General features: G+C 39.0%; 12 protein-coding genes and 1 pseudogene. 11 read left to right on the top strand and 2 right to left on the bottom strand.

Annotation, left to right across the window (positions count from 1 at the left end):
- Nucleotides 1–10 precede the first annotated feature (10 nt).
- Together HUZ36_RS05695 and HUZ36_RS05690 are read right to left on the bottom strand one after the other, a co-directional pair.
- Nucleotides 11–493, bottom strand: coding sequence for a hypothetical protein (locus tag HUZ36_RS05695; protein WP_176032307.1), 483 nt, complete (start codon nucleotides 491–493; stop codon nucleotides 11–13).
- A gap of 226 nt (nucleotides 494–719) precedes the next feature.
- Nucleotides 720–1,859 carry a Na/Pi symporter gene (locus HUZ36_RS05690; RefSeq protein WP_125251298.1) on the bottom strand — a complete coding sequence of 380 codons (1,140 nt, stop codon included), beginning with the start codon at nucleotides 1,857–1,859 and terminating at the stop codon, nucleotides 720–722.
- Nucleotides 1,860–2,148: 289 nt separating this feature from the next.
- Here HUZ36_RS05690 and HUZ36_RS05685 point away from each other — a divergent pair, with 289 nt between their 5' ends.
- The 11 genes and pseudogenes from HUZ36_RS05685 (at nucleotide 2,149) to HUZ36_RS05645 (ending at nucleotide 13,491) form a co-directional block, all read left to right on the top strand.
- The gene (locus HUZ36_RS05685; RefSeq protein WP_176032306.1) at nucleotides 2,149–4,095 is read left to right on the top strand and encodes a sensor histidine kinase; all 1,947 of its coding nucleotides are present in this window, start codon (nucleotides 2,149–2,151) and stop codon (nucleotides 4,093–4,095) included.
- Nucleotides 4,096–4,655: 560 nt separating this feature from the next.
- Nucleotides 4,656–5,153 (top strand): YcgN family cysteine cluster protein, encoded by a 498-nt coding sequence (locus HUZ36_RS05680; protein ID WP_125251301.1) that lies wholly within the window; start codon nucleotides 4,656–4,658, stop codon nucleotides 5,151–5,153.
- Nucleotides 5,154–5,878: 725 nt separating this feature from the next.
- Nucleotides 5,879–6,283: a hypothetical protein gene (locus tag HUZ36_RS05675; RefSeq protein WP_176032305.1), complete on the top strand. Its 405-nt coding sequence runs from the start codon at nucleotides 5,879–5,881 to the stop codon at nucleotides 6,281–6,283.
- 264 nt (nucleotides 6,284–6,547) lie between these two features.
- Nucleotides 6,548–7,519, top strand: coding sequence for a transposase (locus HUZ36_RS05670; RefSeq protein ID WP_176032304.1), 972 nt, complete (start codon nucleotides 6,548–6,550; stop codon nucleotides 7,517–7,519).
- Between the two features lie 616 nt (nucleotides 7,520–8,135).
- Nucleotides 8,136–8,354: pseudogene (locus HUZ36_RS22000) on the top strand (IS91 family transposase); the annotation flags it as partial.
- A gap of 344 nt (nucleotides 8,355–8,698) precedes the next feature.
- A complete protein-coding gene (locus HUZ36_RS05665) occupies nucleotides 8,699–9,430 on the top strand; it encodes an aspartate/glutamate racemase family protein (protein ID WP_176032303.1) in 732 nt (243 codons plus the stop codon).
- 112 nt (nucleotides 9,431–9,542) lie between these two features.
- Complete coding sequence (locus HUZ36_RS05660) at nucleotides 9,543–10,007, top strand: nuclear transport factor 2 family protein (RefSeq protein WP_128731023.1); 465 nt, start codon at nucleotides 9,543–9,545, stop codon at nucleotides 10,005–10,007.
- 113 nt (nucleotides 10,008–10,120) lie between these two features.
- Nucleotides 10,121–10,408, top strand: coding sequence for a hypothetical protein (locus tag HUZ36_RS05655; RefSeq protein ID WP_128730763.1), 288 nt, complete (start codon nucleotides 10,121–10,123; stop codon nucleotides 10,406–10,408).
- A gap of 45 nt (nucleotides 10,409–10,453) precedes the next feature.
- Nucleotides 10,454–11,581: a serine hydrolase domain-containing protein gene (locus HUZ36_RS05650; RefSeq protein ID WP_176032302.1), complete on the top strand. Its 1,128-nt coding sequence runs from the start codon at nucleotides 10,454–10,456 to the stop codon at nucleotides 11,579–11,581.
- A gap of 332 nt (nucleotides 11,582–11,913) precedes the next feature.
- Nucleotides 11,914–12,036, top strand: a complete 123-nt coding sequence (locus HUZ36_RS21830) for a hypothetical protein (protein ID WP_286037151.1) — start codon at nucleotides 11,914–11,916, stop codon at nucleotides 12,034–12,036.
- Nucleotides 12,037–12,216: 180 nt separating this feature from the next.
- On the top strand, nucleotides 12,217–13,491 hold the full coding sequence (locus HUZ36_RS05645; protein WP_176032301.1) for a sugar MFS transporter: 1,275 nt from the start codon (nucleotides 12,217–12,219) through the stop codon (nucleotides 13,489–13,491).
- Nucleotides 13,492–13,695 lie beyond the last annotated feature (204 nt).

Below are 13,695 nucleotides of genomic sequence, written 5' to 3'. Positions count from 1 at the left end.
TATTTTGTGATTAAAAAACAGACAACACTGCACTCATCGCAGCATTAAACAGCCGTTTAGCGCCATTGACTTCATCGCCGTTTACATCAATTTCAGGATGGCTTGGCGCAATCAAGGCTTCGGCTAGCGTGATAGTAAACTCAGCAGTATTCTTCAAATAATCATGCAATCCAACCAAATTAATTTGCATAGCATACCTATCGGCTTCTAGTGGCTGTTGGATTTTAACGTCTACTATTTTGGTTAGATAAGTGTCAGCGTCAACAGTTAATACTGATTCAGACTTAGCAACACGTTCACCAAGTTTGGTCAAGATCACTTCAACCTTATCACCAATGCGCGCATCTTTGGGAAGCTCGATTGTCAACGACAGTCCATTATCATCAGGTCGCAAAACTGGATTCTCGTAGGGCTGAACAGATCGATATTTTCCTCTTATCGAACTTTCAATTTGTGCCACATTAAAGCTAAAAATACCAAGGTTGCTACTCATTTATTTGCTTCTTCATTAATAAAGACAGGAGTAATTTTCTCAAAATATGATGACAGAATTATGACTTTATACCGTTTTCGTCAATGACATGATTAGCTCTAAGCTATTTAAAGGTTTTGCCCAATCGATATCAACGGTAATAAAAATAATTGAAACATGTGATGATGTGTTAAAAGACATAAAGCTCGATAATTCGAGCCTTATGTCACAGGGTGGCAGGTTGCGATTAACGCACTGCCAACATAATAAGTCCCGGGAAAACAAAAAATGAGCCTAGCACATAAGCAAGTGCTGCCGGTTTGTTACGAGATCCAACATCGGCGATCTTTTCAGCTAATTGCAGTGGTATCTCGCGTAATAACGGCATACCGTAAATAAGCGTTACCGCAAAAACGTTAAACATTACATGTACAAGTGCGATGGTAAGGGCAACTTCTGCCGCAGCACCTGTTATAGAGGTCGCTGCCAAAAGTGCGGTAATAGTAGTGCCAATATTTGCGCCTAATGTGAATGGGTAGATTTGACGGGTCGTAAACACACCACTTCCAGCAAGTGGGATCATAAGGCTAGTCGTCGTTGAAGATGACTGAACCATAACGGTCACCACTGCACCAGAGCCAATTCCTACCAAAGGTCCGCGACCGATAGCGCTATGTAACAACTCTTTAGCTTTACCAACTAGCGCTTTTTTCAGTAGTTTGCCTAAGTAAGTAACGGCGAACAAAATCATCATTATACCGATCACCACCATAGAAACCCCAGCGGCAGTAGAATCTAAAAAGCTTACGGCATCTTTGACCACATTAACCGCTGGCTTAACTAGTGGTTTGATAAAGTTATAGCTCTTTAAAGATAAATCAGCATCGCCTACAAAAACATGTGCAAGACTAGACGCAAACTTTTCTAAGATACCAAACATAATTTCTAACGGCAGGAAAATCACAACGGCCAATAGATTGAAAAAATCATGAACCGTAGAAGCTGCAAAAGCACGTTTAAACTCTTCTTTGCTGCGAATGTGACCTATTGAGACTAAGGTATTGGTGATAGTGGTACCAATATTCGCGCCCATTACCATTGGAATGGCGATACTAATAGGTAATCCACCTGCTACTAATCCAACGATGACAGAGGTCACTGTTGATGAGGATTGAACCAAAGCAGTTGCTAATGCACCAAGTAATAAAGCCACTACAGGATTAGTTGCAAATGCAAATATTTCCTTAGCACCTTCGCTACCACCAGAGGCAAGTTTAAAACCACCACTTACAGTACCTACTGCAACTAAGACTAAGTAAACAAGTAGAATGATAGACAGCCAGTTAAAAAGTTTTGCTGAAGCTGAAGTCTGAGATTGATTAACCATAGTTTCGCTCTTAGAGTAATACGTGTTCTTTCGTTACACTTTTATTTCAGTGGCGCATTAGAACATTCAATTGTTACAGTTATATTTCAGTTTTATGTAACTCAGATTATCTGACTATTTTGCGACCATGTTTCACAAATCTCAGTAAACAGGAGTCTGTAGTTGTTTGTTTTTAATACGTATATTTGATGCTTTTTATTTACAATCTTTTACTTACACACGTTTTATCCATATTTGCTTCATTATTTCAACGTAGCATTGTCAAACAAACATTGTGTATTACTTTATTATGTCCAAACTGCTTACATTAATTTTATTGCTCGTTTCGACACTGGCTAGCGCTAGTATCTCGGCTCCTAAGCAAAACGGGCGTGATACACAAGTTGAGGTCCAATTTAGCGAGATGACCCCCGCACAGTTAAGTCAACAGCTAAATGTAAGCCAACAGGAAGCGTCGATAATCATCAGCCAGCTTTCTAAATATCAACCGTCATTAACAGAGCAGCCATACCAATGGGCTATAATTGATGCAAGCGCACTCGAAACTGGTTACAAACACTATCTTTCTTTCGGATTTGCAAGACTGCCCTGGCTAAGTATTTCCTACGTCAATGAGACTCAGGTATCAGCTATCGCTCAATATACCCTTGACGCTGAGTTTTCAGCCAGAGCAATATCGACTCCCCAGATATACCAGCCATTGACACAGCAAGAACAGGGTAGTGGACACTTCATCGTTCGCTACCAAACTTTTGCAAATGCCGCAGCAGATCTTAAATTACTCGACGATAGAACATTACAAAGTAGCATGCTTAGTAGTACCGTAATCAATGCAACGCTTAGTGGTATTATTGCCGCTGTCTTTGTCATCGTATTGGTAAACTTTTACTTCAATGCAAATGCCGCAAATGCTTATTACTGCGTTTGGACGTTATTATTTCTTTTAATAGTACTGGATATGTCAGGGTTCACTTTTCAGTATTTCTGGCCATCTTATGGCATATTTGCGTCACTATTTTCAGCAGGGTTGATGACTCTAGTTCCTGTCTTCCACCTCTTGTTTATCCGTGAGTTTTTACAACTCGGTCGATTCAACCCCACACTAAATCACTTTTATAAGGCATTTTTGCTGGGCTACTTGTTATTAATCCCAGTAGCAATCCTATCGAAGTCTGTATTTTATAATTTGATTCTGAGTCTAAGTATCATCCCGCTGTTTATCTTTACCGCTTTTTGGTCGTTTCAGCAACGTGCACCTGGGTCGATTACCTTTGCTTTAAGCCTTTTGAACCATGTTGTTTTTGTTAATATCATCGCCATAGGGGGCACGATGTTTTCAGGCTTTATCAATGTCTATCACATTTCCAGTGCGATTAAGTTAGGCTACTTGATAGAGGTTATCCTATTTACTTTTGCTCTAGCCCAACAAAATAAGTCGGCACAAAACAACTTACTCTCGACATTACAAACGCAAGTAAATGCGTTGGCAAATACGGTAAAAACTGAAAAGCAATCTAATCAACGAAATAAACAAGAACTACAAGAAAAGGAACAACAACTATTTACAGATCTGTCTCATGAACTACGCACCCCTTTGACCGTAATGAAAGTACAAGTTGAATCTTTACAATACAATATTGTCGAGAATGTACAGGAAAGTTACAGTAAGTTGATGGATAAAATCGATGAGCTGAATCAGTTCATCAATCAACTTATGCTTGTTACAGATAACGAGAAACTTGCAACTATGCTAAACCTTAGGGACTTTACTATCTGTAAGCTAGTGCATAACGTCCATACTGAAGCTGCAAGTTTATTTGCAAGTAACACGGGGCAACTGGAGGTGAACTATCAGATTTCAGGAGCAGAGAAAGTAGCAATAGATCTAGATGCTATCACAAATTGTATACTCGAAATTTTAGGTAATGCCAAAAAACATGGCGGTGAAAATGTAGCCGTCAAAATGAGCTTTTTTTGTTTGGATAACAACCTAATCATCCGCATTGAAGACTCAGGCACACCACTTTCATATGAAGCACACCAGAAACTTTTTGATCCCTTATATAAATCTCAATCTTCGCGAACAAATTCGGGGAAATCAAAAGGCATGGGTCTTGCGATGTGTAAAAAGGTGTTAGAGGCCCATAGCGGGGAAATAGAGTCTTTCAATAGCTTGTTGGGCGGCCTCAACATCGAGATCAGAATACCGTTAAAATCAGAGCCAGCGTTTGCATAGTACGCTAAATAGCACAAAGCCAATTCTTTATTGTTTACCTCGTGTAACCTATCGCCCTATTTAGTCGGTTTAGACCAACTCAATGTCTATCCGTACACCAAGCCTCTTCAGACAAAAGCAATCCTAAAAAACTCAGCTAAACTTGTTTCTTCTGTGACTTGTGATTTTTACTTGGAGACAAACGCAGCCAAAAAAAGATTTCAAGTAATAGTCCAATCACAACAAAAATAAACAGACCCGACTTATTTCCATAACTGTATGATGCTATAGCACCTACAACTACACCAAACAGAATTAACGTCCGAACTAACAAGTGCATCGTATTTCCTTAACTTATGCCGTACAACTTATGGTCGCTATATATCACCACAATATTGATAAAGAGTAAATAAAGCATTGTCTACAACGGACGTTCCTTTAATCATTTTTGAATTACTATCGACCTTCCTATAAAATGTGCTGTTTGCTTGCCTCTTTCAAGAGCCGTTTAATTAATAGGGGTTAAGGGCAAGTTAGCATTACAATACGATTGTACATAATGATTTAAAGGGGCTTTCACTATGGGCTTTTGGCAAGAAAAAACACTTGAAGAAATGACAACTGAAGAGTGGGAATCAATCTGTGATGGTTGTGGTAAATGCTGCTTACATTCATTTATTGATAGTGATGAGGAAGATGATTCGGAATTTGAAAGCACCGACTTCTTGCGCGAAGGTGAAGAGTTACTTTACACCGATATTGTTTGTCAATATAACGACGCTACAACATGTGGGTGCAGTCGCTACAGTGAACGCCAAATCTTAGTGCCGTCATGTGTACAATTAACTAAAGAAAATCTAAAAGATATATTCTTTATGCCAACGAGTTGTAGCTACAGGCGACTGTACGAAGGCAGAGGTCTCGCTAGTTGGCATCCGCTCAAACATAAAGGTTCCAAACAAGCCATGATAGATGCGGGGATAAGCATATTTGGAAGAGCAATATCAGAATTAGAAGTAGATTTAGAGTCAGATTTTGAGTCCCATATTGTTGACTGGCCTACAAAAGACGTCAACTAAACACTAGACGACAATTGATACACGCTGCGTTTGCAACAGGTGAACGCACAAAATACATATTTTCACGTCCGTTATCGCTTAGCACCATTAAATGTAGTAGTGCTTACAGTATCAAAAAACAGATCTAGACTTCGCCTCAAAGGCGACTTTGAGCTTTCAGATGGTAATCACGATATGGCTACCTTGCTGAGCGAGTAAATATTACGCACATACTTTTTTACTTCATTTTCTCAGCTTGACTGTTAGTTCAGGTGGGTGTCATTGATTTTTTACATGTGGGTGTCATTGATTTTTTAATTCAATATAGGTAGTTTTTTCTGTTCTAATGCTGTAACCACGCATACGCATTTCTTCCTGAAGACCTTTCGGAAATGGGCTTTTTCGATTCATGATAACTCCTCACCTCACGCCGCTGTATGTATACACAACATTATCTGAAATTCTCGGATATCAAGGGAAATATTGAAAAAATTTTTGCGCGTTTACGCATTAATAAATTAAAAATATTATTGTCTATCATAAGGTTGTGTATCCACGATCTGAGATAATAAGTTTGGGAAACGCGCATGCGCACTTTTCCAGATGGTATATTTAGCAGAATGCTGATAAGTTCTTTGCATACTGATAGTTAACTGTGCACGTTTTCACTGGTCCAACGAGGTAAACGCGCATGCGCACGAATAAAATGTTATGTGCCACCATAGATTCAAGGACTGAGTATCAAAATGAGCGATGTTTTAGTATTTAAACTCAGAGAAGAAGATGGCTACTTTGATGCAACACAATTAGAAGATTGCGATTTATCCAAAGTTCCAAGTGATGTCGTCTCACTCTCTCTGGAAAATGCTCCCATTACAGACGATGGTATTTCAAATTTACCTTTTTTGTTCAAAGTAAGATGTATAGATCTCGACTCTACATTAATTACAGATAAATCATTGGAAATCATTAGTCAGTTTAAAACTCTCGAAGAACTATGGATTGAAGACTTAAAAATAACTGACAAAGGCTTTAAGTTATTAGCATTGTTACCAAATTTGAAATATGTATCATTTTGGGATACTGAAGTTTCAGATGATGCCTATAACTATGTAAAAGCGAACCTGCCTAACTTAAAATCAGAAGGTTAGGCACATAACAAGAAAATCAACGAATGGACTAAAAAAGCTTGGCTTAGTTCGTTCCTCACTAAGTATAGCCACGCTCTTTTAGCCCGTTATGTGTACTTCAGAATGGATATTTAATGAAGCATTTCTTTTTATTAACTCTTTTATTTTTCTCTGTTTCTTGTACTAAAATGTAAGTTTAAACCTGACACCCATCACTAATTTGCACCTTCCTAAGATACCGCCTAAGATTTAGGTCTGTACTCAATGGATTGAGGAAACCAAACGATGGCGACTGCCCGTAAAAGACAAATCAGTTTAACCGACACCAAATATTATCACTGTATCTCCCGTTGCGTCAGACGCGCCTTTCTGTGTGGCGAAGATAAACTTACCGGAAAATCATATGAGCACCGCCGGGACTGGGTTGAAGAAAAGCTATTGATGTTGGCTTCCATATTTTGTATTGATGTTTGTGCTTATGCCGTGATGAGCAATCATACCCACATTGTTTTATATGTTGATGACAACAAGGCGAAACGTCTGTCCGATGAAGCGATAGTGATACGATGGCACAAGTTGTTTAAAGGTAATTGGATAAGCCAAAAATTTACTGAAGGTGAGCCACTCAATGAGTCGGAGCAGTTGATATTAGATGAGCTAGTTGATAAGTACAGGAAAAGGCTGGCCGATATTAGCTGGTTTAGGCGAGTACTTAACGAAGACATCGCCCGCCGAGCAAATAGAGAAGATAATTGTACAGGCCGTTTTTGGGAGGGACGATTTAAGTCTCAAGCATTACTGGACGAGGCTGCATTGGCCGCTTGCCTCGCTTACGTAGACTTAAACCCCATTAGAGCCAACATCGCCACAACGCCTGAAACCTCAGACTACACCAGCATCAAAAAACGCATCGACCACGCTAAGCTGGGAAAGCAACCAAAAAACCTACTACGCTTTGTGGGCAGCCCACGAAAACATATTCCAAAAGGCCTGCCTTTTGAACTCAAATCCTATATTGAATTGGTTGAACTCACAGGCCGTTGTATTCGAGACGACAAGCGAGGCTATATCTTTGAATCTCAGCCCATACTCACTCGACTCAATATAGAACCGGAGAACTGGATAAAACTCACAACACAGTTTTCACGTGTATTCCACGGTGCAGTGGGCCGAGAGCGAACAATAACCACTTACTGTGAAACACTGCAAAAACGACGACGAACAAACCTAACAAACTGTGAGCGCTTGTTGGCTTAGTAAAACTCACATTCTCAATTCTCGAATTTCTTAAAGCTGCATTTACAGCGCGTTGTCGTGCGTGATAATCCTGTTTTAGTGTAGAGATACGCTCAAGTGCTAAAAAATAACCTATCGATACACGCTTTTGACCAAAGTGATGGAAGTGCTTTCATACATTTTTACTTGACGTCCTCAGTTTGGATATTAATAGTAATGGGTGTCGCTTATTTTTGCTATCAACTCGAAAATCTATAACTGTTGTATTTCCAACTCTTTGTTGTGCGCGATAAACCAGTTTTAGTGTAGAGGCACGCTCAAGTGCTAAAAAATAACCTATCGATACACACTTTTGACCAAATTGATGGAAGTGCTTTCATACATTTTTACTTGACGTCCTCAGTTTGGATATTAATAGTAATGGGTGTCGCTTATTTTTAGTCTGTAGCTCAAACCCATGCTTACCGTTTAAAAAAACAGATCTAGACTTCGCCTCAAAGGCGACTTTGAACTTTCATATGGTAATCACGATATAGCTACCTTGCTGAGCGAGTAAATATTACACACATACTTTTTACTCATTTCCTCAGCTTGAATGTTAGTTCAGGTGGGTGTCATTGATTTTCGCATTGATTTTCGCTATTACGGTTTTTTAGCCAATGTATGTAGCAAGCGAAAGTTAGCGCTGATAAGGTCACAGGCGTCATGCACATGCAGAGTAAAGAGGCCAAAGACAGGAGAAAACGTGACATTGATACCGAATTGGGCTTGTCAGCATTGTAAGGTAGGTATCTTGCGGCTAATTGGCGTATTCAAGTTAGATGCAACACCGACCAAAGTAGACCGAACGAGTTAGCAGCTTGATAGCTGCTCAAAATCAATTAGTTAACCTGCTTAATTGCTCAGGCTAGCGGCCTCTGTACGCTAAAAAAATATAATTGCTTATTAAGGTAAATTTAGGTGTAATGAATACATAATGAGCGCTGAGCAATGCAGGGAAAGCTTACATAACACTAGCTAAACTGAATACACTAGCTAGGAAAGTGAGAGCCTCCAAAAAGCAAATTCCCTTAGCATAAATAACACCAACTCTGAGACATCGAGCGGGTAGCAGCTCAGTTCAACAAGCGATTATGCAACACAAACTGCGTGTCGCTTATTTTTAAAAGTGTTATATTGCAATCAAGTATCGGAGAAATAATGAAAACTATAGGAATGCTTGGTGGCATGAGTTGGGAATCAACAGCTAGCTACTACAAAGCGATAAATGAGGGAGTAAAATCAGAATTAGGCGGTTTGCACTCAGCGAAAATTTGCCTTTATAGTGTCAACTTTGATGAAATCGAAAAGCTACAGCATCAAGGAAATTGGCAAGAAACAGCGTCAATTTTATCTGCTTCAGCAAGAGCTGTAGAAGCGGGTGGTGCTGACTTCTTAATCATCTGTACTAATACAATGCACAAAGTCGCAAATGAAATAGAAGCGAATATTTCTATCCCAATTTTGCACATCGCAGATGCAACTGCTCAAAAATTAGTATCTGATGGCATAAAGACAGTGGGCTTGCTCGGTACTCGTTTTACTATGGAGCAAGACTTCTATAAACAGCGATTAATTGAAAAATTTGGTATCAATGTCATTGTGCCAGACAGCAGTAGGCGCGATGTGGTTCACAACATTATTTACACTGAATTATGTCGTGGTGTTATCGACTCAAGCTCAAGAGCGCAATACTTAGAAATCGTAGAAAACCTGCACAAACAGGGCGCAGAAGCGGTCATTCTGGGTTGTACTGAGATTGCTTTACTAATTCAGCAAGAGCATACGACAGTGCCACTATATGACACGACAGAAATTCATGCAGCGGCAGCCGTGCAATTATCAATTTCTGAGCATCAGCAATATAACAAACAATTTAAGAGTGATTCCTAACGCTTGGGGTTTTTGACTCTAAACTTGAGTTCAATGTTTTCGGTGGCATGGTTGAGTTACGTGGTAGCGTTACTCACACCTAATTGGGCGTTAGGCATACAAGGAGAATTCGGTGATAAAATTAACTTTAGCATTCATATTCCTTATTTTTTCTTTCTCAATTTCTGCAAATGACAAGTTCACGGCAGAACAATTAATTGAAAAAGCAAAGGCATTTGTATCAGCCAAAAATTCACGTCAACAACCAAATACAACCACTAAAGAAATCGACCATTATATATCTTTATTGTCAGATAACTTTATCGATGAACATGTTAAATTTAAGTTTACGTATACTGATAAAACGAAACTCCGTTCAGACATGGTTGGTAAACTAAAAGATGAAGTTATAAACAGTAATATTGAAATAAAGGAAATCATGGTAGGTGCTAATGTTGTATTTATCAAAATGACTGAAATGGGTAAAGTTAAGCCTGCACATTTAGATAAAACTATTGAATATAGTAAAACTAATATTGTTTCATTAGAATTTAACGAAGCAGGTTTAATAAAGCATATCCGTCGACACCACGGTTAATGTACGCCTAACAAACGCTTTAACCAACAGGACACAAAACAGCAGGCTTGTGCTCCTTCGTCGCAAATTTTAGCCTGCTATTTTGTGCCGTTTACGGCAAGCGTTAGGTGCACTTGGAAATACGGAGTTTAGTTTTAATTTTTGTACTTTTATCAGGTTGCGCAACAAAACCAAATGGCTGCAGTTTCGATCTGAAAGCTTGGGAAAAACCACTTGAGTTACCAGCTTCGTTAAACACAGATTTTAAAGCAGACATTAAAAATTGGCATAAAGCTGATAATGGTGATTTATTCTACTGCAAAAGTTATATCGCAGAAGATATTTGTGGTGCTGAGTTTGAAATTCATTTCAAACAGCAAAACGGTACATATAAGTCCGAGGAAATAATGTGTATGCAATAGCACACCTAACAAACAGTTCAAAAGCGGACAAACTTAGGAGTATTTGTGAATAGATCAATAACCCGAGCCATATCATTGATATTTACAGTTTCATTAATGACAGTTTTAGCTTCCTGTAAAAATTATGATGCCACTAATTTTGAGTCAAATACGAAAGCTGAGATCATTGAATTTATTGATGGAAATGTTGGGCAAGTGGTTTCAATTTCTATTGTAGATTCAGAAAATACTTACCAATATCATTTAGGGGTATTAAGTAATGGGGATACTCCCAATAACCAAACAGTATACGAAATTGGCTCTTTAACCAAAACTTATACAGGCTTAGTTGCTGCTAAAGCTATTCTCGACGGAAAAGTTGAGCTTGATAATGATATCCGTCATTACCTCAAAAGTAATGAATACAAAAATTTGGAGCTGTCCAACCAATATATAACTTTACGACATCTTATGACTCATACTAGTGGGCTTCCACAGGGTTTTGCTTACAGTCGCGAAGATATTGAGCAAGGCACATATTTTGAAAAAATATCAAAATATTCCAGAGACAACTTTTTTGATGATCTCAAAAAAGTGAAACTTCACTCTATTCCTGGTGAGGAATATCAATATTCAAACTCCGGTACTGATTTAGTTGCATATATTTTGGAGTCTGTTTACCAAAAGCCTTTTGAATTGCTCGTTTCTGAAATAATTACAACTAAGTCTGGAGAGCTGGACACGAAATTTAGAGGTACTAACTTTAAGCCGGGTGAAATTACTGTAGGAACGGATGAGAATGGTGATCAAATGCCTTTGGCCAGTGGATATTGGTTTGCTAGTGGCGGGTTAACTTCAAACGTTGAGTCAATCACTCGTTATATGCAACATCAACTATCCTCAGAACCCGAAGTGGCTACTTCTCATCAACTTCTCGATGAGAGTTGGACGGGGCATGGTAAAGCATTTTATTGGTACACAAATAAGTATGATTCGAATGAACAAATGTTATACCAAAGCGGTGGCTCAATGGGCACGTCTAGTTGGCTTACCATTTACCCGAAGAAAAACATCGGTATCTTCATCGTAACAAACTTCGCAGGTAGCAATACTCAACCAGAATTAGAAGCCATTTCAGATAAGATTTTTGACCATTTAACAGCATATAACAAAGCCTTAAAGTCGGATTCGTAACAGTTGGCTCGGTTCCGCTTCACTACACATTTTAGCCAACGATTACTCACCGCTTAAGGCGGCGAAATTGCAACGGGAAAAAGATATTAAGTTGCTATTGAATGGACGAAATTGGCTTATGCGACTATCAGATTTGATTAAGCTCTAACAATCAAGTCTAGCTTACTACAAGTCAAGACTTATTCACATTACACCAAAAACAAGGTCGTAAACTTTATCTTCATATAAATTTATGCTGCCATACTGCTTTTTTAATTAAGCAGTGCAATTGCGTCTGTACATACATTGTTTTTACACTTTTCCTCATTGATGACGCACGCCAGTAAAGCAACGTGCAACTTCTGTTGTTTTATATCCAGTTTCCAACAACCAGTGCCGAAATCGCAGCTCGCCATGATGATGAAAATATTGAAGGCTTTCCCCATAACCCACCAACTTGGTTACGTAAGTTATAGTATTAGATAAAGGTATACCACCGCATAATGCAATTGTTCTGCTAATAAGCCACCTCTCTTCTATGACCCAGTAAACTGGATTCAAAAGCCAAACAAAAATCGGAACGTTCCAACAAATCACTTGTGACTTTCTTGTAACACTGTGTAGAATCAAAGTGAAAATAAACTGGAGTATCACTTGTGAGCGAATTAAATACAAAGCAAACCTTCGTCACAAGCGCGAACGCCGAGAATAACAATTATCGACTTCCGCTTATTGCAATGACAACACTATTCTTCTTATGGGGATTTATCACCGTATTAAATGATGTGCTTATTCCCAGATTGAAGGGAGTTTTTGACCTTAGTTATACTGAAGCCATGCTTATTCAATTTTGTTTTTTTAGTGCCTATTTTATAATCTCGTTACCAGCAGGGCATTTGGTAAAACGGTTCGGATATAAAAATGGAGTGATGACAGGGTTAATCGTCGCATCGCTCGGGTGCATGATGTTCTACCCCGCAGTGGTGGTCCATGAATATTGGATTTTCCTATCTGCATTATTTGTACTTGCATCAGGGATCACTATTTTGCAAGTGTCTGCAAACCCCTATGTGGCAGCTTTAGGCGATCCTAAGACAGCATCAAGTAGATTAAATCTTGCACAAGCACTTAATGCGTTAGGTACAACTGTTGGACCCATTGTTGGTGGCTTTTTATTATTTGGAACCGCAGGAACATTAACAGTGGAAGCCGCTGCAAACGCAGATTCTGTGAAGATCCCTTATTTAATTTTGGCCGCAGCGTTACTAAGCATTGCCATCGTATTTGCATTCCTAAAGCTGCCAATTATTGCAGAGCACACTGAAGCCGTAGATTGTAAAGCAAAAAACCACAAACTTATCCAAGCGCCACATCTTGTCATGGGCGTGTTTGCTATTTTTAGTTATGTAGGTGCTGAAGTTGCGATAGGTAGCTTTTTAGTGAATTATTTCGCACAGCCTGAAATAGCAGGGTTAAAGGAACATGCAGCAGCTAAGCTCATTGGTTATTACTGGGGCGGTGCAATGGTTGGACGTTTTATTGGTTCAGCGGTATTAAAAACAGTTGCCCCATCTAAAGCCGTAGCCTTTAATGCGGTGGTCATTATTTTGTTGCTTGCACTGACAATGAGCACACAAGGCAATATCGCAATGATTGCTGTATTAGCGATTGGTCTATTTAACTCAATTATGTTCCCAACGATTTTTTCTATGGCCATCGAGGGGCTTGGCTCATTGACCAGTAAAGGCTCAGGTTGGCTGTGTTTAGCGATAGTAGGGGGGGCAATTGTGCCTTTATTACAGGGCGTTATCGCTGATAATTTCCATATCCAAATTAGCTTTATCGTACCTTTGGTATTTTATGTCTACATCGCCTGGTATGGTCTAAATGTTATCAAGCTCTCTCAGAAATGGCAGACAAGACTAAATTAATACAGCCTAGCCTAATTTTTTAAGACCCCTTAACAATTAGGTTAAGGGTAAAGGTGAGCTGCGCTATGCTCACCTTTTTATTTTCCCCTCCAATCATCATAGTGACTGAATACGTATTCATAGCCGCAATTCTCGGTAACCTGTAGGAACGTTCCAAAAAATCATAATCGTTTTATGAATAGGCTAGATATCTGTTCTTAAATC

It is taken from the genome of Pseudoalteromonas sp. McH1-7 (genome assembly GCF_013366255.1).
Lineage (GTDB): Bacteria > Pseudomonadota > Gammaproteobacteria > Enterobacterales > Alteromonadaceae > Pseudoalteromonas > Pseudoalteromonas peptidolytica.
This window is presented reverse-complemented; position numbering and strand designations above follow the sequence as displayed.